General features: G+C 71.7%; 17 protein-coding genes. 9 read left to right on the top strand and 8 right to left on the bottom strand.

The window, feature by feature from the left end; genetic code table 11:
* Position 1: 1 nt before the first annotated feature.
* Positions 2-1,483, bottom strand: coding sequence for a hypothetical protein (locus B8281_RS05510; RefSeq protein WP_157446576.1), 1,482 nt, complete (start codon positions 1,481-1,483; stop codon positions 2-4).
* Between the two features lie 247 nt (positions 1,484-1,730).
* On the opposite strand from B8281_RS05510, the gene B8281_RS05505 reads away from it, so the two are divergent.
* The 4 genes from B8281_RS05505 to B8281_RS05490 all read left to right on the top strand — a co-directional run bounded on the left by B8281_RS05505 (position 1,731) and on the right by B8281_RS05490 (position 9,219).
* The gene (locus B8281_RS05505) at positions 1,731-2,639 is read left to right on the top strand and encodes an ImmA/IrrE family metallo-endopeptidase (protein WP_157446575.1); all 909 of its coding nucleotides are present in this window, start codon (positions 1,731-1,733) and stop codon (positions 2,637-2,639) included.
* A 139-nt stretch (positions 2,640-2,778) separates the two neighbouring features.
* A complete protein-coding gene (locus B8281_RS05500; protein ID WP_085387163.1) occupies positions 2,779-4,056 on the top strand; it encodes a DUF6361 family protein in 1,278 nt (425 codons plus the stop codon).
* Positions 4,056-5,942: a phospholipase D family protein gene (locus B8281_RS05495; protein WP_085387162.1), complete on the top strand. Its 1,887-nt coding sequence runs from the start codon at positions 4,056-4,058 to the stop codon at positions 5,940-5,942. The genes B8281_RS05500 and B8281_RS05495 overlap by 1 nt, the downstream gene beginning before the upstream one ends.
* On the top strand, positions 5,932-9,219 hold the full coding sequence (locus tag B8281_RS05490; RefSeq protein ID WP_085387161.1) for a helicase-related protein: 3,288 nt from the start codon (positions 5,932-5,934) through the stop codon (positions 9,217-9,219). Before B8281_RS05495 ends, B8281_RS05490 begins: the two co-directional genes overlap by 11 nt.
* Here B8281_RS05490 and B8281_RS05485 read toward each other — a convergent pair.
* Positions 9,200-11,614: a DUF262 domain-containing protein gene (locus tag B8281_RS05485; protein WP_085387160.1), complete on the bottom strand. Its 2,415-nt coding sequence runs from the start codon at positions 11,612-11,614 to the stop codon at positions 9,200-9,202. The two genes, B8281_RS05490 and B8281_RS05485, sit on opposite strands and share 20 nt — an antisense overlap.
* 222 nt (positions 11,615-11,836) lie before the next feature.
* Between B8281_RS05485 and B8281_RS05480 the strand changes: the two genes are divergently transcribed.
* Both B8281_RS05480 and B8281_RS05475 read left to right on the top strand, forming a co-directional pair.
* On the top strand, positions 11,837-12,514 hold the full coding sequence (locus tag B8281_RS05480; RefSeq protein ID WP_198163159.1) for a hypothetical protein: 678 nt from the start codon (positions 11,837-11,839) through the stop codon (positions 12,512-12,514).
* Entirely contained in the window at positions 12,511-14,175 is a 1,665-nt protein-coding gene (locus tag B8281_RS05475; protein WP_085387159.1) for an SIR2 family protein, read from the top strand. Before B8281_RS05480 ends, B8281_RS05475 begins: the two co-directional genes overlap by 4 nt.
* Before the next feature lie 66 nt (positions 14,176-14,241).
* Here the strand turns inward: B8281_RS05475 and B8281_RS05470 are convergent, their stop codons facing one another.
* The 5 genes from B8281_RS05470 to B8281_RS05450 form a co-directional block, all read right to left on the bottom strand.
* Complete coding sequence (locus B8281_RS05470; RefSeq protein WP_157446572.1) at positions 14,242-15,156, bottom strand: hypothetical protein; 915 nt, start codon at positions 15,154-15,156, stop codon at positions 14,242-14,244.
* Between the two features lie 115 nt (positions 15,157-15,271).
* A complete protein-coding gene (locus tag B8281_RS05465; RefSeq protein WP_085387157.1) occupies positions 15,272-15,811 on the bottom strand; it encodes a hypothetical protein in 540 nt (179 codons plus the stop codon).
* A gap of 68 nt (positions 15,812-15,879) precedes the next feature.
* On the bottom strand, positions 15,880-16,968 hold the full coding sequence (locus tag B8281_RS19435) for a VWA domain-containing protein (protein WP_198163158.1): 1,089 nt from the start codon (positions 16,966-16,968) through the stop codon (positions 15,880-15,882).
* A 46-nt stretch (positions 16,969-17,014) separates the two neighbouring features.
* On the bottom strand, positions 17,015-17,401 hold the full coding sequence (locus B8281_RS05455) for a hypothetical protein (protein WP_085387156.1): 387 nt from the start codon (positions 17,399-17,401) through the stop codon (positions 17,015-17,017).
* An 81-nt stretch (positions 17,402-17,482) separates the two neighbouring features.
* Positions 17,483-17,722, bottom strand: a complete 240-nt coding sequence (locus B8281_RS05450; RefSeq protein WP_157446571.1) for a hypothetical protein — start codon at positions 17,720-17,722, stop codon at positions 17,483-17,485.
* Between the two features lie 127 nt (positions 17,723-17,849).
* On the opposite strand from B8281_RS05450, the gene B8281_RS05445 reads away from it, so the two are divergent.
* Positions 17,850-19,070 carry a trans-acting enoyl reductase family protein gene (locus tag B8281_RS05445; RefSeq protein ID WP_085387154.1) on the top strand — a complete coding sequence of 407 codons (1,221 nt, stop codon included), beginning with the start codon at positions 17,850-17,852 and terminating at the stop codon, positions 19,068-19,070.
* A 59-nt stretch (positions 19,071-19,129) separates the two neighbouring features.
* Here the strand turns inward: B8281_RS05445 and B8281_RS05440 are convergent, their stop codons facing one another.
* Positions 19,130-19,651 (bottom strand): hypothetical protein, encoded by a 522-nt coding sequence (locus B8281_RS05440; protein WP_085387153.1) that lies wholly within the window; start codon positions 19,649-19,651, stop codon positions 19,130-19,132.
* A gap of 270 nt (positions 19,652-19,921) precedes the next feature.
* Between B8281_RS05440 and B8281_RS05435 the strand changes: the two genes are divergently transcribed.
* Together B8281_RS05435 and B8281_RS05430 are read left to right on the top strand one after the other, a co-directional pair.
* Complete coding sequence (locus tag B8281_RS05435; protein WP_085387152.1) at positions 19,922-20,797, top strand: SHOCT domain-containing protein; 876 nt, start codon at positions 19,922-19,924, stop codon at positions 20,795-20,797.
* Positions 20,798-20,983: 186 nt separating this feature from the next.
* Positions 20,984-21,613, top strand: coding sequence for a glycosyltransferase (locus B8281_RS05430; RefSeq protein ID WP_157446570.1), 630 nt, complete (start codon positions 20,984-20,986; stop codon positions 21,611-21,613).
* Positions 21,614-21,808 lie beyond the last annotated feature (195 nt).

The following is a 21,808-nucleotide window of genomic DNA, read 5'->3' as shown; positions in this document are numbered from 1 at the left end:
GTCAGGACTGGACATATGGTGGCACGCCGGTCCCGGTTCCCGCTGCGGACGAACGGCCCGCGAGGGTGAATTGCGCCCGGAGAAGATCCTCGTCGAGCGCGACGCTGCCGTCGTCGTCGTCAAAGCGGACGATCTCGTAGCCATCGACGTTGAGGATCCGCCGCAGGTTGGCGACCCGAACCCGCACGCTCGCGGGCGTCGTCAGGAGTCGCAGTGCCAGGAGATCTAGCGTCACCCTCCCCTCGTGCGCCAGCGCCGCGCGGACGATCGTCGTGACGCTGTCGTCGTCGAGCGCGCCCCGCCCCGCGCGCATGCGCTGTGCCAGGAACATGGGACTGCGCACGAGCTGGTCGGCGAGATCGAGCTCGGGTGGGTCCTGGGTGCGAGCGGGCTCGCCCCCCGGGGCAGGGTCTGCGTTCCGAGACTGAGACGAGAACGGGCCGTCGTCGATGAGTCCGTGCACGGCGTCAAAGTTGAAGCGCGCGTCGCTGGGAGCGGGCGCGACGACGTCAACGACAGGGCGTGCTTCCACAGAGTCGATCGTCGAGCTCGGCTGCACCACGACGTCCGGCATGTGTCTCGGCACATCCTGGATGCCGATCCCCGAGAGCTCCACGAGCTGCAGGCCGCCACGTGCGGCGAATCCGCGGGCCTCCTCCGTGAAGCGCTCTGCCACGACGATCCCGCGGATCGCGTCGAGGTCGTCGACCGTCCACAGGACTGCCCGCAGGTCGTGCACAGTGACGGCGGCGTCACCTGCCTCGCCGATCTGCAGGACATACCGCCCTCCGACGATCGGTCGAGGATCCTCGACCACCCAGTGCGTCGCACCGCCGTCGTGCAGCCGCTCACCCGTAGGGCGCAGTCCTGCCGCCCGGCACACGCGGTCGAGCAAGCTCAGCGGCTCGGGCTCGGGCTCGGGCTCGGGCTCGGGCTCGGGCTCGGGCTCGGGCTCGGAACCAGGCGACTCGATCTTGCTCGGAACCGCCACAGGCTCCCGCTCGACCGACGACCGTCGCGTGAGATTCTCCACGGCCAGGTCGCGTACAACGGCGACGTCGTGTCGGGCAAGTTCCCGGAGCTCTGCGTCCGACGTGCCCTCGGCCTTGGCCCGCCGCGTCGCGTTGACCACCTCAGCACGACGGATCTCCGCCCGCGCTGACAGCATTCTCCGCGAATCACTGTCCAGCGGATACGGAAGATCGACGACCGCGACCCCCGCGAGGGCAGCGAGCGCCGCGGACTCGCCTGACCGTGCGGGTTGCTCAAGAACCCACTCGGTTGCCGCTCGTGTTCGAGGATCGTTCCGGAACGCGTCATCGAGACCTGACAGCTCAAGCTGCCCGAGCACGAGCACGCGCGCCTCGACGGGCAGATGCGGCCAGTGCTTGGCGAGCGCGTCGACCGTGACGACGGAGAGCGAGGAACACGTCGGGCATCGCAGCACCATGTGGGACCCATTGATGATGATGATCCGAGACATCGCCCACCGCGGAAGCGTCGACGACCCGCGTCCGTCAGCCTCACCGAGCATTGGGATCCCCTTCTCTTCCTGGGACATGCCCAGAGATGCGTACCGATTCTCGCACCTGGACATCGACCGGAAGCGCTGGGCGTCGGAGACCCAGGCAGCCCGATGCCCGTATTCTCCGCCCATGCCACCTTCGCTCGGGCAGAGTCAGCTGGACCTGGACGGTCACGGTGCCGATCTTCTGGACATCCTGGACCGCATGGAAGCGCACGACCCGGTGCCGGGACCCAGCATGAACGAAGCGCAGGCTTCGGTGGACGCGCTCGTCCGCGATGGCTTCCGGTATCGGCGCAGTTCCGAGTTCGCCGAGCTCATCGACTTCATCCGGTCGTTCCGGGTGTACTCGCCCTACAACGCGATGCTCGTTCATCTCCAGGACCCCGGGGCCCGCTACGTGGCAACGCCTGCCCGATGGAAGGAACTGGGTCGGCGACTCGCCCCCGATGCGCGGCCCTTGGTCATCCTTCGTCCCCGGGGCCCTGTGATGATCGTCTTCGATGTGCGCTACACGGAGTCACTCTCGCAGAAGAGCCCGCCGCTCCCTCATGGCATCTCGTCGCCGATGGCGATCGCAACCGGACTCACTGATGGTGAAGCCCTCCGCGTTTGGGATCTTCTCGAGGACAACGCCAAGCGCGACGGGATTCGCGTCACGCTCGCCGACACGGGAAAGCACCTGGGCGGTACTGCTTCAACGTCGAGGGGCCTTTCGCTCCAACGACGCCCCGTGAAGGAGGGGCAACCCGGCGACTCTCACGGGCTCCGGTACGACGTCACCGTCAACCGCAACGACGCGCCACAGGACCGCCTCGCTTCGCTGCTCCATGAGCTCGGGCACGTCTATTGCGGCCACCTCGGGACACACAACCCCAAGCACTGGGCTGCCCGAACTTTTGTCGATGACATGGCGGGTGAGCTTGAAGCCGAGACCGTCGCACACATCGTTCTTTCGCGCCTCGACCCACACCTCGAAATGGGCAGGTACATCGAGAGTCAACTTCCTCCAGACAGGGGGGAAGTGCCGCCAATCAGTCTCCAAACGGTGCTGACCGTCGCGGGGCTCGTCCTCCAGATGACGCACCGCCGCCTACCACGGCGCAAGGCATGAGACGGAGATGACTTCTGCCGGCCGGCGAGGACGCGGGACCGCATCAAGTGCACCCCGCGCTCCGATTTCACCCGGCTTTTGGTTCACCGCGGCGGGACAGGCTCCTAGGCTTCGGTCAGCCGCCGTCAAAGGAGGACCTGTGGCGTCATCGTTCGGCTGGCTCGACACCGACCATGCGCAGCGCCGCCGCATGCTCGAGGTCGTCGACCTGTTCAAGGAGCAGGGCACGGTTGACGAGCTAGGGATCGGCTCGATCCGGGACACGTTCTCCGACGCGCTGTTCCCCGGGACGTCGACGCTGCTCACGCGACTGCGGTACGTGCTGTTCGTCCCCTGGCTCGTGGACCGTTCCGTCCGCAGCACCTCGACCGTCGACGACGCCGTGCGCCGTCTGCGCGCCGACGAGGTGCGGCTCATCGAGTCGCTGCTCGAGGGCTACCGCGAGGAGGAGCGCGGCCGGAACCAGGGCATCCTGGGCCAGACTGCCCGTGCGAAGCTCAAGCGCATGCCGAGCGAGGTGTACTGGGGACCCCTCGGTCGCTGGCAGCTGCGTACGTGGGACACGAGCGTCGTCGGGCACCTGCGCCGCGGTTCCGCTCTCCGTGGCGCGGGCCGTGGCCGGACCGAGACGGACGACCTTGGCGCTCGTGACAGGGTCCTGGACACCGGCTTCGACCTCGCCGGCCTCGAACCTCCCGAGGAGCTGCTGAGGTCGACGACCTTCGACCTGCGTCCCGAGGAGGCCGAGGTCCTCCTCGAACGGCTGCGCACGACGACCCACGGTTCGCTGCTCGGATGGCTCCTCGAGCATCACGACGCCGTCGATCTCGACGCCGCCTCGGCCGCGGAGCTCTCGCTGGTCGGCGCGCCGAGCGACCTTCGAACGGTCGTCGACCACGCGACGCGGTTCGGCCTCGCGATGCACGGTGCCGCGCTCCTGTACAACCTCCTCGTCGCCGAGTCTGCTGCCATCCCGGACGTCGTCGACCACTACCGCGAGCGCCTCGACGACTGGCACGAGGAGCTCGTCGAGACGCGCACCCTCGACGGCTGGGACCGCGGCGAGCTGTGGAGCGTCTTGACGGCACGCAACGAGCGGATCCCGCTGCCGACCCGCAGGTTCACCGACGCGTGGCTCGACGTCCTGCTCGACGGCGACCGCGTCGAGGACTCGTCGCGAGCACGCGACCTCGTCGCCCAGCGGGAGCGTGGCCTCAAGGGCGGACGCGCACGACTCACGAACAGATCGGCCCGCGAGGCGTGGAAGGGTGAGTCCGGCACCGGACTGCTCGACTACCGGTGGGGCGTGACCCGGCGGCTCCTCGACGACCTCCTGTCCGCTCTGCCCGACCGCCCGAGCACCATTCGACGTGGGCAGCCGGCCGACGCGCTCCTCACCGCAAGGACCACCGCCTGATGCTCACCCCGGACACCCGCGTCCTGCTCACCGACGCGCTCCGCCCGCCCGCCGGCCTGCGCGTCGACGCCGCGATCGCCACGACGTTCTCGCTCGACCTCACCGCGCTGCTGCTGGGTCCCGTGACCTTCGCGACGCTCGACGCGACCGCCCAGGTCGACGGCGACGACCTCGCCGCGACCGATCCCATCGGCCTGCTCGAGGCCGTCCAGCGCTACAGCGAGCTCACCACGGTCTTCTGCCAGGCCGGCGGGATCAGCGTGCCGGCGTCGTACCGCTCGGTGCTCACCTTCGTCGAGGGCGCCGTGCACCAGGTCATGGCCCCGGCACGGGGTCGGTTGTTCCATCCGAAGTCGTGGACCCTGCGGTTCGTCGACGACGACGGCGCGTACCGCCACCGGTTCGTCGTGCTCAGCCGCAACCTGACGTTCGACCTGTCCTGGGACACCGTGCTCGTCCTGGACGAGGACGAGTCGGTGGCCGAGCCGGTCGAGCCCGCCCCGATCAGCGCGTTCCTCCGCGCTCTCCCCCAGCTGGCGACGTCCCCGCTCCCCGAGGACCGTACCGCGCAGGTGGAGTCCGTCGCCGCGTCGGTCGCGGACGCGCGGCTCACCCCGCCCGCACCGTTCCGGAACGCCGAGGTCCTGCCCCTCGGGCTCGACGGCGTCACGGCGCCATGGCCGTTCCCCGACGCCGCGGACCGCGTCCTCGCGGTGAGCCCCTTCCTCGACGCCGGCCTGCTCCGCAGGCTCCCCGACGCAGACGACCGCACCCTCGTCTCCCGTGCGGGGACGTTCGACCGCCTGGGCACGGTCCCGCTCGACCACTGGACGACCCGAACTCTGTCGTCAGCGGCCGAGCGTGACCCGTCCTCTGACGAGAACGCCGCCTCACCGGGCGACCCCCGCTCGACCACCGGTCCCGTCCGCGAGACGGATCGCGTCCGCGACGGTCTGCATGCCAAGACGGTCGTCGTGGACTCTGGTCGGGACAGCACGACGGTCACCGGAAGCGCGAACCTCACCACGGCGGCGTGGGGCGGGAACGTCGAGCTGGCGGTTGCCCTGCACGGCCGCACCGCCGACGTCGGCGTGCGCGCGACGCTCGACGGCGCCAAGGACGTCCCCGGCCTGGAGAAGGTGCTGGACCCGTTCGCGCCACGTTCGCCCGAGCCGGTCGTCGACCCCGCAGAGTCCACCGTCCTCGACATCGACGACTTCCACCGGCGGCTCGCGGCATCCAGCCTGCGCGCCACTCTCACCACGGACATCGATGACACGGACCTCGCCGACGGCGACTCCACGGCGAGCCTCGTCGTCGGGACGCAGGGTCTTCCCGAGCCGGTCTCCGGTGCCACCACGGTCACGTGGCCGGTGACCCTTCACTCCCACCTGCACGCACGCGAGCTCCATGAGGGAGCCGACGTCGCGTGGCAGGACCTGAGCCTCCGCGCCGTTACGCCGTTCCTTGCCGTCGAGACGACGGCCGGGTCGGGAGACGAGCGCGCGACACGGCGCTGCGTCGTCGTCCTCGGCCTGGACGGCGACGTCCCCGAGCGACGGCACTCCGCCGTCCGCGACGCGCTGCGCAGCCGGGACGACGTCGCGCGCTACCTCGCGTTGCTCCTCGCCGACCCTGCCGCGGCGTCCCCGTTCGCCGTCGGCCCCTCGAACGGCCCCACCGGAGCCTCGTGGTCGGCGCAGGGCGGCACCATGCCTGATCTGTTCGAGCCGCTCGTGCGCGCGGTCGCGCACGGCGACGAAGCGCTCGACCGCGTCGCACAGCTCGTCGACCGGTTGGCGGAGATGCCCGACGGCGACGACCTCGTCCCCGAGGGGTTCGCCGAGCTGTGGACCGTCGTCGAGGAGGCGCGCCGTGCCCGCTGACCCCCACTCGCAGGAGCGGCCGGACGTCGACGACGTCCTGCGCCACCTCAAGGACTTCCAGCGACGCACCGTCGACCACGTGCACGCGCGACTGTGGGACGACGCCGACCCGAGCCACCGCTTCCTCGTCGCCGACGAGGTGGGGCTCGGCAAGACGCTGGTCGCGAAGGGCGTCATCGCCAAGGCCGTCGACCAGCTGTGGGACACGGTCGACCGGATCGACGTCGTGTACATCTGCTCCAACCAGCAGATCGCCCGCCAGAACCTCGCCCGCCTCACCCTCCGCGGGCACGAGCCTCTCCACGCGGAGCGCCTCACGCTCATGCCGCTCGTCACGGGCGAGCTCGCGGGCAAGAAGCTCAACTTCGTCTCGTTCACCCCCGGGACGTCGCTCCAGGTGACGAGCGGGGGCGGGCGGGCCCTCGAGCGCGTCGTCATGTACTGGATGCTCGCGCGCGGGTCGCAGGACCTCGACGTGCGGCCCCGACGCTGGCTCCAGTTCTTCCGCGACTCCTCCAGCCTCAAGAACTTCACCGCGGACGTCGAGCGCTTCCGACGCCACCGGATGCACGAGCTCGACCTGGACTTCGCTGCCGAGTTCGCCGAGCAGCTCTCGCGCGACCGGGGGCCGCGCGGCGGGAAGCTCCTCGACGAGCTGGTCGAGTGCGTCCAGGAGTTCAACTACCTGCGCGGGAACCCGGCGAAGGACCTCTCGCGCCGACGGTCGAGGATCATCGGCGCGATGCGCGCCACCGTCGCACGGCTCGCCATCGAGCGGCTCGAGCCCGACCTCGTGGTCATGGACGAGTTCCAGCGCTTCAGCGAGCTCATGCGGTCCGACGCCGAGAGCGAGGCCGCAGAGCTGCTGCACTCCCTCGTCAGGTACGCGGGCACGGACGGTACCGCCGTGCGCACCCTCCTGCTGTCCGCGACGCCGTACAAGATGTACACGCTGCCCGACGAGCCCAACGGCGAGGACCACTACCGCGACTTCGTCAGCACGGTCGAGTTCCTCGCCGGTGCCGACCGCGCGGCGACGGTGCGGGCAGGGCTCGCGACGATGCGCGAGGGGATGCTCGCGCCGACGGACGAGTCCGCCGTCGCGCGGGCGATCACTGCGCGCGACGCCGTGGAGCATGAGCTGCGGCGCGTGATCTGCAGGACGGAACGACTCGCCGCGACGCGCGAGAAGGACGGCATGCTGCGCGAGGTCCCGCTCCCCGGGGTCGAGGTCACCGCGGGCGACCTCCTGGACCACGCGTCGCTCGACGACGTCGCCCGAGCCGTGCACGCGGCGTCGGGCGCACAGCGCCAGGACATGCTCGAGTTCTGGCGCTCGACCCCGTACACGCTCAACCTCATGGACCGACGCACGTACAAGGTGAAGACGCTGTTCGACGACGCCGTCGCCGCACACGCGCCGGCCGTCACCTCGGCGCTCGCGAGCGCACGCGGGCTGCTGCCGTACGACGTCGTCGACGCGTACGAGCGCCTCGACCCGGGCAACGCCAAGATGCGCGGCCTGGTCACTGACGTGCTCGACCGCGACGCATGGCGGCTGGCCTGGCTCCCGCCGTCGCTCCCCTACTACGAGCCCGCGGGCCCGTTCGCCGACCCGGGGCTCGCGCGCTTCACCAAGCGGCTCGCGTTCTCGGCCTGGAACGTCGCGCCCAAGGCGATCTCCGTCGTTGTCAGCTACGAGGCGGAGCGACGTGCGACCACTGCGGCGAGCGGCGGCCGGCGCCGGTACGGCGACCTGGCGCCCACGCCGCGCCTGCAGTACCGGATCTCCGAGGGCCGGCTCGACGGCATGCCGACGTTCCTCCTCTCCTACCCGTCCGTCGCGCTCGCCGATGCAGGCGACCCGTTGCGGCACGCGCGAGCCGCAGGACGTCGCCTGACCCGTGGTGAGGTCGACGCGGCCGTGCGCACCGACGTCGAGTCGATGCTCGCCTCCCTGCCACCCGGCGACCCCTCGCTGCGTCCGGGTGCCGATCAGCGCTGGTACTGGGCGGCGCCGCTCCTGCTCGACGCCGCACGCGGGGCCGACCAGGACGGCTTCTTCGACGTCCTCGGCCACGACGGGGACGCTGATGAGCCGGACGGCGCCGGGCACGCACGGGCGTTCAAGCGGCACGTCGCGGCGGCCCAAGGGATCCGTGCGGACGAGCTCGGGGCGCGACCCCACGACCTCGTCGACGTGCTTACCGTCGCGGCGCTCGCCGCTCCTGGGACCTGCGCGCTGCGCGCACTCGGGCGGGCTGTCGGTTCCGCCTCGGACGCCACCCCCGCCGGCTGGTGGGCGTCGGACGCCGACGTCCGGGAGATCGCCTTCGGGATCGGCGGCGGGTTCCGCTCCCTCTTCAACCGCCCTGAGACGCAGGCACTCGTGGACGCGGAACGAGCCGACGCCACCCGCGACGACACCGCGTACTGGCGCTCCGTGCTGGACTACTGCGCGGACGGTGGGCTCCAGGCCGTGCTCGACGAGTACACCCACACCCTCGTGGAGTCCGAGGGTCTCGTGGGCAAGACGGTGCACGAGCGCGCCGCGCGGATCGGGGAGGTGCTGCGCGGCGCACTGCAGCTGCGGACGCCGACGTCGGCCGTCGACGACATCCGGGTCGCCGACGGGCAGGTGCGCGTCGAGGACCGGCGGGTGCGCACGCACTTCGCCGCGCGATTCGGGCGCGGCACCACGGACGAGGGCGCCGAGGTCCGCGAGGAGCACGTCCGCACGGCCTTCAACTCACCGTTCTGGCCGTTCGTGCTGGCGTCCACGTCCGTCGGGCAGGAAGGGCTGGACTTCCACACGTACTCGCACGCCGTCGTGCACTGGAACCTGCCAGGCAACCCCGTCGACCTCGAGCAGCGCGAGGGACGGGTCCACCGGTACAAGGGCCACGCCGTGCGCAAGAACGTCGCGCAGCTGTACGGCGACGCCGCCTTCACCTCGACCGACGCCGACCCCTGGGCCGCCGCGTTCGACGCCGCCGCCCAGGACCGCCCCGACAGAGCGACGGAGATCTTCCCCTCATGGGTGTGCACCGCGCCGGACGGAGCCGCGATCGAGCGCTACGTCCCCGCGCTGCCCCTGTCGAAGGAGGCGTCGCGCTACCGACGACTGCGCCGCACGGTCGGGGCGTACCGCAGCGTCATCGGCCAGGCCCGGCAGGAGGACCTGCTCCGGCTTGCCGGCGACGCCGACCTGTCATGGGCGCACATCGATCTGTCGCCCGACACACCGCCACCCGTGGTCAGTCCCCCTGTCGTGTGAGCTGGTCGCGGAGGACGCTCAGCGGAACACGATCGGCGTCTCGATCGACGCGCCAGTACGTCCACCCGTTGATGGCGTGCCCTGCGACGGCGGAGCCCGCTGCCGACGGACTCTCGTACCGCTCGTCACCGAGGCGGATGAGTCCATCGGCGCCGACGCTGGCGATCGAGGATCCTCCTCGCGCGTAGAGCCTGTCGCCAGGGGCGATGAGCTCCGCCTCGAGGAGATCGGCGATGGCGACCCGCCTGCCACCACGACGCCGTCGCACATCACGCGAAACCGTGGCGTCCGGCAGTGCGCCCTCGTGGACTTCCTCCTCGACGATCTCGACGTCGTCCGTACGTGCTTCGTCGTCGTTCCAGCCCAGGAGCGACGCGATCTCTTCGGCGCTGATGCGCTGTGACGGGTCGGCACGGCCGGCCGCGTCGAAGCGAACGCCCTCGGCCTCCAGGAGCGCTCGGGGAGCGACGGTCGTGTCGCCGGACGACCACCGGAAGCCCGGAGACACGGTCCCCCCTGCCTGGAGCACCCGGTACGCGTACGGTTCTTCGCCGGCCGAGAGACGTGTGCCGAGCGGCACAGGCGCGGTGCCCGCGAGAGCGGCGACATCACCGTAGGAGGTCCATCTGCCCGCGGGGACCTCCGCGAGGATCTCGCTGAGGCGTCGCCAGATGGCGGCCGCTCGTTCTCGACCGTCCGTCACTTCGACAGTGTCTTCGTCGGGTCCGGGCCAGAGCTCGATGATCCGTTCCGCGAGCGTGTCGGCTCGTCGACGGATGCTGGAGAGGTCCCAGGACGGCAGGGAAGCGAGAGCCCTGTTCATCGCGAGACCGCTCTCGCTCAGGAGCATCCTCTTGCGCTCCCACGGGTGATTGCTGAGCTCTGAGTTGTATGCGGTCAGCGTCAAGTTCCCCAGCGTGTGCAAGGTTGCCTCGACCTCCGGGTCGACGCCGGAGCCGGTGATGTCGAGCGCCGCCCTCCACTCTACGGTCAACGACTGGGGAAGGATGTGCTCGATCGTCAGGCCCATCGGGTCCACCATCTCCTTGCCTGCGAAGGACTCCTCGATCCAGAGCAGGACGAGGTTCTTCTGCGCCTTCCGCCCTTGCCAGTAGAAGGGCACCGTGTGGACCGCCTCCCGCACCTGCGCGTTCGTTCCCCAGTGCTTGCGTCCGGTCGAGAGAGACGACCTCAGGGCGGCGACGACGTCCTCACCCTTCGCGACGTCGGACACGGCACCCAGCAGGGCACGGTTGAGGTTCGCGGTGGCTCTTCCGATCACGACGCGCCTCACCAGGTAGCTCTCCAGGAGGAGGAGCGCGTTCGCGACGTCCGTGCTGCTGGCCGATCCCTCCGCTCGTCGCGCGAGGAGCTGGAGCACGACCGGGTAGACCGTCGTGGTCCCCCACGCACGTAGTCGGGCCAGACGCCTCCGGACGTCGTGATCGACCTCTCGCGTCGGCTCGAGCGCGATCGCGAGCAAGGAGCCGAGACCTGCGATCCGACGGACTTCCGCCTCGATCTCGGCTTCGCTCGTGAGCCGGTCGAGACGGGTCTGCTGGCCGACATAGGTGTCGCTCTGTTTCGCGCTCTCGTCCCGCTGGACGAGGTCGAGCCAGAACAAGAGCTCGAGCCTGTCAGGTGACAGTGTGTCTTGCAGAGGTAACCAGACGGAGTCGTAGACCGCTTCTGCGCGCGACGGCAGTCGCATGAAGAGATAGTTCCGCAGGAGGTCACCCTGGGTGAGCCGAAGACCCGTGTTGTTGAGCGACTCGAAGATGCGGTGCGCGTTGTCGCCCGGCTGTGCGGTCACGACCACCAGCGCCAGCCCGCGGAGCACTGCCTCCTCGATCCGGTCGAGGTCGAGAGGGTCTTCGAGATCGCCGACCGTGGTCAGGCGTGAGCGGAAGAACCGGTACGCGACTCCGACGTTGTCCTCGCCCCCTGCGGCCGGCATGCCTCGGATCGCCGCGAGATAGGCGGCTCGGTCCTTCTGGGTCGGCAAGAGCTTGGTGGGCTGGCCGGTCTCGTAGCGGTTCACCAAGTACTGGTCGTCGATCCGCGCACGGTGGCCGTCTCCCTCGACCGCGACCCGGTGGTCGCGGAGCGCCGCGAGAAGGATCGTCAGGGTCGTGAGCCGTTGCTGCCCGTCCACCACGAGATAACGCTGCACCCCCACGGGCCCCGCGTCCGGGCTCGACGCGAGGACCAGGGACCCGACGAAGTGCGTCGCCGCGCGGTTCGTCGCCCGATCCGAGGCGAGCTGGATGATGTCGCGCCAGAGCTGGTCAAGCTGTCGCTGGCCCCAGGAATAGACGCGCTGGTAGAGCGGAACCTGGTACTGCCTCTTGCCCTCGAGCACGCCCTCGAGATCGGTCTCCTTGGCGCTGACCACGTATCGCTCCGTTCGTGCCGACTCCGCCCGGTACGGGCGCCGCTGCTCTCACGTGCACCGTACCGACCTCTCAAAGGACGTAGGCGCCTCGCGGCGCCCAGCGCACGGCGACACGCTCCCAGGGCCGGAACTTCACCCGCTGCGTACGCCGCGCGCCCTGGGCGCCCCCCTTTCTCCGCCCTAGGGTCGCCAGGGAGTCGACGTCCCATGAAGGAGATCGCTGTGCCACTGCCCTCCACCCTCGTCGCCGCGGCCGAGGAGCTCGACATCCAGCCTCGACAGCGACGCTGGACCAGCGTCACGTACTGCGTCCTCGACGCGGTCTGGTCGATCGGCATCAGCTACGAGAGGTATGTCGTGCCGGCCGTCCGCCGAGTTGCGACCGCGGCCGGCGACGAGAGCCCGGCCGTCGCGACCGACGCCGCGCCGCCGCACGACCCCCTGCCGCTGAGCACGTTCCGTGCGATATACCCGGCCCCCGAGCAGCTGGTCGCCGTGACGTCGTCGCACCGGACGTCGTCGCGCAGCGGCATCCTCAAGGCCGAGGCGGCGCTGCGCTACGCGGACGTCCTGACCGGCTTCGGGATCGACACGCTGGCCGACGCGTCGAAGGCCCTCACGGACACGGACCGCGTGGACGAGATCAGCGCGGAGCTGCGCCGGATCCCCGGTGACGGGGTGCGCACCGGGTACTTCTGGATGCTCGTCGGTGACGACGACACGGTGAAGCCGGACCGCATGATCCTGCGCTTCCTCGACCGTCACGGCGCGCCGACCGACGTCCTCGGCGCCAAGACGATCCTCCGCGAGCTTGCCGAGCACCTGACGACCCCGGGACGACCCGTCACGCCATGGATGGTCGATCACGCGATCTGGCGTGCGGAGAGCTCGCGCCGATGACGCCGGGCCACGTCTTCGTCGTCAACGGGCGCCTGGAGAAGCTCGGGTGGGACGCGGTCGTCATCCCCACGGACGCGCCCTTCAGCGTCCGCAGCCAGTGGCGTGCCGCGGCCGGGCTCTCCGAGAGTGACGACTGGCGCGCGCTGCGACCCGACGGGTGGGGCCGGGGATCAGTCGGCGTTGCCGCGCGGAGGAACCTGCCGCGCGCCGAGGTCTGGTTCGTCGACGTCGTCGCGCACTCCCCGCACGACGCCGCACGTGCTGCGCGGCGCGCGGTGGAGAGTGTCGCGCGCCACGCTCCTGAGCGGCTGCGTGCGAACGCGCACGACGCCGGACGCGACCTTCCGCTGGTCGCCGTTCCGGTCCTGGGAACCGGTGGCGGTGGGCACGGTGCGTCGCGCAGCGCCCTCCTGCACTCCCTCGTCGCGGAGCTCGGCACCGCCGCCGAGAACGAGTCGGTCGACGTCGCGATCGTCGCCGTCTCCCGGTCGGACTACTCGGCGCTGCAACAGGTTCGTCGAGATGCCGGGGTCGCTCCTGCTCTTCCTCGCGACCTCGCCCAACGGGCACGACAGCTCGCGGCGCCGGCCGCACGCGGCGAGCTCGCGCTCTTCCTCGGCGCCGGGGTGAGCATGGGTGCCGGCCTGCCCTCGTGGGCCGGCCTCTTGACGAGCCTCACCGCCGTCCCCGAGGTTCAGGCGACCCTCGGCGGCATCGACCCCGGCGGACTCTCCTCGTTGGAGCAGGCGGAGCTGCTCCAGGTCGTCCTCGACGAGCACCACGATCCGCGCGCCCTCGGTCGCCACGTCGCCAGGATCATCGAGGCGGCGGATGCTCGTCCCTCTCTCACTCATGCGCTGCTCGCCGGCCTGTGCGTCCGTGAGGCGGTGACCACGAACTACGACCGCCTCTACGAGGACGCGGTCCGCGCGGCGGCTCCCGCACCGGACAGCGGTGACCCGCACGACGTCCTGTCCGTCCTACCGTGGGGTCGCGTCCAGGGCGACCGCCCGTGGCTCCTCAAGATGCACGGCGACGTGCACTACCCGGAGACCATCGTGCTGTCGCGGAGCTCGTTCGTCGGCTATGACTCTCGTTGGAAGCCCGTCGGCTCGATCCTCCAGTCGCTCATGATGACGCGGCACCTCCTCGTCGTCGGCGCGTCCATGACGGACGAGAACGTCCTGCGTTTCGCCTACGAGGTCGCCGGACTGCGCGAGGAGCTCGCGCGCCAGGTGCCGGCCCATCGTCAGGCGGGAGTCCTCGGGACGGTCCTCTCGCTCGAGCACGCTCCCGCGTTCGAGCGGCTGTGGCAGGGGCGTTTCAGCGTCGTCCCGACGGCTCCCGACGAGGACCGCCGCCCGCTCACCGACGAGGCGAGCGAGGAGGAGAAGGACGCCCGCCGCCGTCGGGCGGCCCGCTCGCTCGCTCTGTTCCTCGACACACTCGCCCTGCACGCCGAAGGGGAGGCGGAGCACCTCCTCGACGGCCGCTACGCCCCTGCCCGCGGCGGCGACCAGGCCGTGCTGATCGAGCGGCTGCGCGGCGCGGCTGCGGACGCGAGACGGCTCGCGACCCACGACCCGGCGTGGCAACCCGTGTCGGACTCGCTGGCACGGTTCGGAGCGTTCGAAGGTCCGGCAGAGCACGCGCGCCGATGACGTCGGCGGTGTGACGCCATGTTCCTGGATCTCGCTGTCGACGTCACGCCCGGAGGTGCGGTGCGATCAGCGTCCGATCACGAGCGGCGCGAGTCCCGGATGCTCCCGGAGCGCGTTCTCGCCGTGCGTGCGGTAGAGCGTCATCACCGCCGCGAACGGTGCGTGGTCACCCGTGAGGAGCAGCGGCTCCGTGGACGAGAACTGGCAGACGAGCCCCCAGCTCGCGGGCTCGGGAAACACTGCCGTCATCGCCGCGTAGTCGAACGAGAGCCATCGACCGCCCACCTGGACGAGCAGCCGGAGGTTGCTCACCACCAGCCGCGCGACGCAGTGCTCGCGCCACTGGGCTCGTGCCATGTTCTGGGCCGCGCTGCGCTGGGCCGCGTTCGACACCGCCGTGACCGCAAGGCCGGTGAGCACGAAGGACGGCCGCCCGTAGAAGAAGCCCGAGGTCTGCGTGTAGCTGACGTCCATGCCGTAGTACCGGGCGTAGCGGATCGGGACGTCGCAGAAGAACTCTTCGTTCGGGTACCGGACGACGTCCCACACCGCCAGCGTCGGCGGAACCTCACGCTCGAGCAGCCGCCGATGAAGCTGTTGAGCATCGCTCCACGCCTGGGCAGACGTGTCTCGGCGCTGTATCTCCGCGACCTCGGACGAGCTGAACCTGCCCTTGCTCCGACGGTGGTCTCGGTAGGTGGCACTGCCCTTCACGATCGACACGACGACGAGGACGATCGGCGCGACGAAGAGACCGACGAACAGCGCCATGGCGGCGAGGATCCACCAACCCTCGAAGCTCTCGCGCTCGCTCAGGCGCGAGAGCCCGAGGGCGCACGCGTAGAACGCGATCGGCGCCAGGAGCAACGGCACGATCCACCGTGCGTGCCGCCTGAACGGAGCCGCCTTGGCCATCCCGCGCGGATCATCCATCGAAGCCCCCTGCTTCAGTCGAGGATTGCTCCCCTGTGCGTCGGACACGCGCAGGCTAACCGAGCGCTCACCGGCGTCGCCTCGGCCATCCACAACGCGATCCCGCAGTCCCGTGGTTTCTCGTCCTTGCCCGCCGGCCTACCGAACCAGGTGCGCTACCCGGTCAGGCGCAGTCGTCGCAGACGCCGTTCCCCGGCAGCTGCATGAAGCATGTCGGACACACGACGGCCAGACGCTCCGCGGCACCTCCGCGAACTGCACCGCCGGCTGATCGCGCGAAGGTCGGCATCTCGTACCGCTGGTACCCGCCCTCGTCGAGGCGCACGTCGACGAACCCGCGGTTGAAGTATGCGGCGGACGGTCGGCCGTCGAGGTGCCCTACCCCGACGTAGGACTGCGACTGCGGGGCCCAGACCTTGGTGAAGTCGACCGGCCCCGCGATGTCTCGCATGAGCGGGCGGTTCTCGACGGGGAACTGCAGCGCCTCGAACGCGGCATCGAGGGACGGGTACTCGACCCGGCCGATCCCGTGGATCTCCTTGTCGCACTCGTTGCACAGCGCCAGCTCGGCGCGGTCGCGGTCGTCGGCGTCGACGAGATCACTCGTGTCAGCAAGATGACTGCACCCGCGGATGTGGAGCTTTCCGCGTCCCTTCGTCCGGACCAGTTCCGCGCGCGCCACCAGCTCGTCCTGCTCGTCCATGTCTCTCCTCGATCAAAGTCCGAGCGGGGCGGACCGCTCTCCGCGACCCGCCCCGCGTCGTCGGGCACTCAGCGTGCGGCGGGAACCCCGCCCAGCGGCCCGGCCGCGGGCTGGACCTCGCTCGTGTAGCAGTAGAAGCCGCGCACGCGCCGACCGGACCGGAAGGTCACCTTGTTGAGCTGTCCCGTGCGGTTGGCGATGACGTTCCACGGGAGCGGGCCGTCGGCGGCCGCGTCGACGAGCTGCTGCAGCGCCCCGCGCTTCGTGTCTGCGTTGAGGTACACCGGCACGCCCCGCACGGTCGCCCAGACCACCGCGCGTCCGCCGTACGTGCCCACGTCCGCGAGCGTCGGTGACCCCGACGCGAGCACCGACCGCAAGTGCTGCAGCAGCGCGGTCTCGTCGAACGGGTCGTCCTTCGTCCCGCGCGATGCGCGAACGGGGGGTATCGGCGCGGAGCCGGCCCACGGGGCGGCGGCACGGGGCCGGCGCGTCGGCCCGGGCCCTCCGGCCGCGGCGCGGTCCGCCTCCGTGTACACCGCGTGCTGGTCACGCGCCGCAGCGGGCGGCGCGCCCGCGGCCATGGCCGTGCGCATGCCGGCCATGCTGCGCGACGTCGCGGCGTACGCCTGGTCGACGTTCGCCGTGTCGTACGTGAGCGACCGCTCGCGCTTCACGCCGAGAGACGCGCCGACCTCGATCGCGTCCTGGTTGGCGCCCATGTAGAGGAACGTCCAGCCGAACTGCTCCTCGCGCTCGGTGACGAGCGCCTTGATCGCGGCGTGCGTGTACTCCTTCGACGCGTTCTCGAGGCCGTCGGTCATGATCCCGACGATCACCGCGCCGGGCCGCTGCTCCTCGGGGAGCTGGGCGATGCGCAGCGCGGTCGTCTGGACGTGGCGTCCGATCGAGTCGAGCAGCGCCGTCATGCCGCGCGGCCGCAGGTCGAGCGGCGGGACCTCGCGCACGTCGAGGTCGGTGTAGACCTCCTCGTACTCGTTGTCGAACTGCGCGAGCGTGACCGTGCAGCGGCCGGGCGCCTCTCGCTGCTCGGCGAGGAACAGGTCGAAGCCCTGCTCGGTGGCCTGCTTGATGGTCTGCATGGACCCGGACCGGTCGAGCAGCATGGCGAGGTGCGTGAGGGTCTGGTCGGGCATGGCGGTTCCCTTCGTCGTGCTGCTGGACGGACGGTGCTGTGGACGGTTAGGTGCGGCGGCGGAACCTCAGCGGTTCGACGGCGGTCGTCGGCTCGGGCGGCGGGGTTCCCCGCTCGCGGTCGTAGCGGGCGCGCGTGACGCCCTCGGCGGAGACGCGGCCGTCGGGACCGGAGTAGCCCGCGAGCGCCGGGGTCCGCGCAAGGCGCGGAGGCACGGTGTTCGGGGCGACACCCGCTGCCTCGGCGACGGACCGCATCGACGAACCCGCGAGCAGCGCCTCCGCCATCGCCTCGTCGAGCGCGACGTCGAGCAGGGCCCGGGCGCGGGCGAGCGGCTCGACGGCGGTGCCCGGGTCAGCGGCGGCCGCCTCGTCGAGCGCTGTGCGCGCCGCGTCCAGACGGGGTCGCGAGGGTCGCTGCGGGTCGGAGGTCATACGCCAAAGACTATGCGCAGTAACTGCACATGCGCAATGCTCTCGATCGCTCATTTCATGCACATGCCCCTGCGAGCGCGATCAACGGCCGTCGAGCATGCCCATCGCCACACCGATCACGAGCACCGCCACGATCACGACGACGCACCACAGCACGCCCACCAGCCCAGGCCGGGGCGCGCCGGCCTGCCCGGCGCCGTCGGACCGCCCCTCCCCCTCAGGCGACCCGCGGCGGCCGGACCGGCCTTCGCCCTCGGGCGACACGCCCCCGTGGGGCGACCCGCCCGAGGACCGTGCTTCGTCGTCGGGCTCTGAGTCCATACCGCCAGGACACCACGCGGACCGACGGGGAGCACGGGCAGGGAGCGGGCGGCCCACCGCCGACGCGCGAGCCACGGAACCGCTCCGTAGTCTCGCGAGATCCCTGGTTCCGACGAGAGGCGACCCCATGACCGACGCCCCGACCTCCCCGACGTCGACGGGCCGCATCGTGCTCCTCGGCGCGACGGGCTACACGGGCACGCTCGTCGCGCACGAACTCGTGGCGCGTGGAGCACGGCCGGTCCTCGCGGGGCGGTCCCAGGACCGCCTCGACGCGCTCGCCGCCGACCTCGCCGCGAGCGCACCGTCGGCGGCACCCCGTCACCGCGCCGAGCCCATGGGCACCCCTGGTGCCGGGCGTCCGACGTCGGACTCCCCCGCCCCACCGCCGCTCGAGACCGCGGTCGCGGACGTCGACGACCCGCGGACCGTGCGGGCGCTGATCGAACCGGGCGACGTGCTCGTGTCGACGGTGGGCCCGTTCGTCCGGCACGGCGGATCGGCGGTCGAGGCCGCGATCGACGCGCGCGCCGTCTACCTCGACTCGACGGGCGAGCCGGCGTTCATCCGGCGCGTGTTCGACGAGCTCGGCCCGCGCGCCGGGCGCACGGGCGCGGCGCTGCTCACGGCGTTCGGCCACGACTGGGTGCCGGGCAACCTCGCCGGCGCGCTCGCGCTCCAGGACGAGGGAGCGGACGCCGCGCGCCTGGAGATCGGCTACTTCCCCACCGGCGGCGGCGTGAGCGGCGGGACCCGCGCGAGCGCGCTCGAGACCGTGCTGGAACCCTCGTACGCCTGGCGCGACGGACACCTGCGGGCCGAGCGCGTCGCGGCTCGCGTCGTCGCGTTCGACCTCGGCGCGGGGCGCCGCGTGCGGGGCATCACGGCCGGCGGCACCGAGCCGTTCACGCTGCCGCCTCTCGCGCCTGGTCTGCGCGACGTCGAGGTCGCGCTGGGCGTGACCAGCCCCGCGGTGCGGTTCGCGCCCGTGGCGACCGCGATCGCGACCGGCGCTCTGCGCGTCCCCGGGCTGGGCGGCGCGCTGCGCCGGTTCGCACGGTCGCGCGCCGGCTCGGGCGGCGGCCCGGACGCGGCGGCCCGCGCGACGTCGCGCACCCACGTCCTCGCGGTCGCGCGCGATGCGTCCGGGAAGGTCCTGCGTCGCGTCCGGCTCGACGGACCCGACGCCTACGACCTCACCGCGCACTTCCTCGCGTGGGGCGCCGCCCGCGCCGCACTGGGAGATGCCCGCGGCACCGGAGCGCTCGGCCCGGTGCAGGCGTTCGGCGTCGACGCGCTGCTCGCGACAGCCCGCGAGGCAAGCATCACCGTGACGATCGCTCGCTGAGACCCGCGCTCGGACAGCCGAGGGCGACGCGCGAGCCCTCCCGCAGGCACCACGGCCGGTCAGCGCGCCGCGAGCACCTCGCGCAGGATCCGTACGGCACGTGGCCCGACCCCGTGCAGGGCGAGCAGCTTCCGATCACTGAGCGGCGCGACGTCGGACAACGAGACGATGCCCGCACCGGCGAGCGCACGCGTCGCCGGGCGGCCGATGGCAGCGGGGAGGTCGCCGACGGACCCCGGCTCCGCGGAATCCGCGGCGACGAGAGCAGCCCCGAGCCGTTGCGGCGCACGGGCGAACCATGCGCGCCGCACCCAGTGGTTGGCCTGCTGACCGTCGAGGTCGGCGAGCGGCACGCTCGCGCCGAGCAGATGGTCGCCGCGCGTCCACCTGCGCGCGGTGAGGTGCTCGGCGAGCACGCGCGCGACGTCGTCGTCCGCGAGGCGGAGCTGCACGACGGCGTCCCGCGTCGCCGCCGCGAACCGTCGCCCGCGCACCACGAAGGACACGGTCCCGGCGGCCGCGTCCTCTGCCACCTCGGGCAGGGCGAGCGCGGCCGCGCGGACCTGCGCGAGCGTCGTCATGCCGCCACCCTGCCACGCATCGTGACGGTGCTCGAGGGCGGGCACGCCGTCATTGACCGCTGGCAGGGTGTCCTCGGCCGGGTCCGGTGCCAGACGGTCGGCAGCCCCATGGTCGGCGGGAGGCAGACAGCGGTCGCTCGTAGGATCGGGATGATGTCTGACCACACTACGAGGGCGTCCTTTCCGGACCCCCGGCACGACGAACCGCCCCTCCCGCCGTCCGCCGCTCTCGCGCGCAAGGCCGCCGACCCGAGAGCCATCCTGCGGCTGGTGGGCAACGACGAGTCCGTCGACGACCTGCCGCGCACGCCCGACGGCCTCCTGGACCCGCCGTCGAGCGTCGGGAGGAAGATCCGCAACGGCGTGCTGCTCGTGCTGCTGTCCGGGGGCTTCGTCTGGCTCGTCACGGTCAACGCGTGGGACCACGACGGCTTCTTCCCGTGGTTCTGGAACGTCGTGTGGACGATCTTCCCGTGGGTGTTCCTCGGCCCGCTGTGGGCGGGGTACGCGCGCTCGCTGCGGCGGTCGCGCGACGACGCCCCGCTCTACGCCCAGTACCACCGTGACCGGAAGGCCGCCGTCCGCGAGGCAGGGGCCGTCACGGCGTCGGTCACCGACCGCACGGACTCGGGCGGGGTCGCGCAGTGCGTGGTCCGTGTGCGGCACGGGGCGCTCACGACGACGGTCACGCGCCTCGCGCCGGTGACGAACCTGCTCCCGTCGGAGGTCCCGCAGCCCGGCGACCCGGTGGTCGTGTGGCGCCTGCCCGGGGAGCGGGTCGTGGTGCAGGCGCGCCGCGACCGCACGCGCGCCCTGCACGACGCCGCACGGGCCGCCGCGTCCGCCACCGTCACCGACACGTCCGTCACCAACTCCGCGGTCGCCGACTCCGCGAGCACGGGGACCCCGACCACCCCTGGGGACGCGCCGGTCTGGGGCTCACCCACGCCGGGCACGGCGTCCTCGACGTCGTCGACCACCACGACCACCACGACGAGGACGACCCGCGGCGGGGGCACTCCCGAGGTCACCGTGCAGCACGGGATCGCGGCGGCGCTCTCGGAGCTCGCGGACCTGCACGCGTCCGGCGCCCTGACCGACGACGAGTTCGCCGCGGCGAAGCGGATGCTGCTCGGCGGGTCCTGACCGACCGGACGACCCGGCGACGGCGACGCAGCCAGCCGACCGGGCGCGCGTCGTCGGGCCCGCCCCTGCCGCGCCGTCGAGCACGACGCCGCGCGCCGTCGAGCACGACATCCGTGTCGTTCTGAGCCCGAGAACGACACCGACGTCGTGTTCGGCACCGGTCCGGGGGCCCGGCAGACTGTCCCCGTGAGCAGCCGTCCGCCCCGTCCCCCGCATCGGCCGAGCATGGTGTGGACCGCGGTGCGCGGCGGGGTGCGGGGGCGCGAGCGCCTGACGCCTGTCGTCGACTACCTGGCCGTCCTGCTCATCCTGGTCGTGCTGTTCGGCGGGTCGGTGTGGTTCGTCGTCTGGCTGCTGCTCCAGGAGGAGGGGGTCGCGGCGGTGGTCTCCTGCTTCATGGTCCTCGGCTTCGGCACCGGGCTGGTGATGTACGTGCGCGGGCCGTCGAAGCAGTCGGTCGTCCTGCGCCCGCACGAGATCGAGCTGCCCGTGGGGCCGGAGCCGGCACGCGTCGTCGTGCGGTGGGACGACGTCGCGGGGGTGCGGGTACTGGAGGGCGAGCGGCGCCCGGCTCTGCGGGTCGAGCTGCGCGACGGCGCGCGGGCCCGGCACGCCGAGGGCGAGGACCTGCTCCAGGTCCGCCCGGCGAACGGGCCGGACCCGGACACGGTCGACGTCGCGGACGCCGAGGCGGTCGCCCGCGTCCTGCGGCACCTACTGGACCACCCCGAGGACCGCGCCCGCCTCGCGCAGCGCGGCGGGGTGGGCATCGTCCTCGCGTTCGCGCGCCCGGTCTACGGCGACGCGCCCGCCTGACCCGACCGCCGATGTCGGCAGCCAGCCCTCGAACACGACCTCACCACCCGTCGAGCACGACATGAAGGTCGCCAGACGGCCGATAACGACCCTCATGTCGTGTTCGGCGCGAAGGGGGTGGGCGGGCGGCGGCCCCGGGTGGGCCGAGCACGACGACGGCCCGGCCCGCACCTGGAGGGCGCGGGTCCGGGCCGT

Source organism: Cellulosimicrobium sp. TH-20 (assembly GCF_002105775.1).
Lineage (GTDB): Bacteria > Actinomycetota > Actinomycetes > Actinomycetales > Cellulomonadaceae > Cellulosimicrobium > Cellulosimicrobium funkei.
The sequence above is the reverse complement of the archived record's forward strand: the minus strand, read 5'-3'. Positions and strand labels throughout refer to the sequence as shown.

What these genes read in the sequence shown, in the direction of transcription:
- B8281_RS19435 (WP_198163158.1), bottom strand. Translation starts at nt 16,968, where the DNA reads ATGCCCGACCAGACCCTCACGCACCTCGCCATGCTGCTCGACCGGTCC.
- B8281_RS05455 (WP_085387156.1), bottom strand. Translation starts at nt 17,401, where the DNA reads ATGACCTCCGACCCGCAGCGACCCTCGCGACCCCGTCTGGACGCGGCG.
- B8281_RS05510 (WP_157446576.1), bottom strand. Translation starts at nt 1,483, where the DNA reads ATGTCTCGGATCATCATCATCAATGGGTCCCACATGGTGCTGCGATGC.
- B8281_RS05440 (WP_085387153.1), bottom strand. Translation starts at nt 19,651, where the DNA reads ATGACGACGCTCGCGCAGGTCCGCGCGGCCGCGCTCGCCCTGCCCGAG.
- B8281_RS05465 (WP_085387157.1), bottom strand. Translation starts at nt 15,811, where the DNA reads ATGGACGAGCAGGACGAGCTGGTGGCGCGCGCGGAACTGGTCCGGACG.
- B8281_RS05505 (WP_157446575.1), top strand. Translation starts at nt 1,731, where the DNA reads ATGGAAGCGCACGACCCGGTGCCGGGACCCAGCATGAACGAAGCGCAG.
- B8281_RS05450 (WP_157446571.1), bottom strand. Translation starts at nt 17,722, where the DNA reads ATGGACTCAGAGCCCGACGACGAAGCACGGTCCTCGGGCGGGTCGCCC.
- B8281_RS05495 (WP_085387162.1), top strand. Translation starts at nt 4,056, where the DNA reads ATGCTCACCCCGGACACCCGCGTCCTGCTCACCGACGCGCTCCGCCCG.
- B8281_RS05445 (WP_085387154.1), top strand. Translation starts at nt 17,850, where the DNA reads ATGACCGACGCCCCGACCTCCCCGACGTCGACGGGCCGCATCGTGCTC.
- B8281_RS05475 (WP_085387159.1), top strand. Translation starts at nt 12,511, where the DNA reads ATGACGCCGGGCCACGTCTTCGTCGTCAACGGGCGCCTGGAGAAGCTC.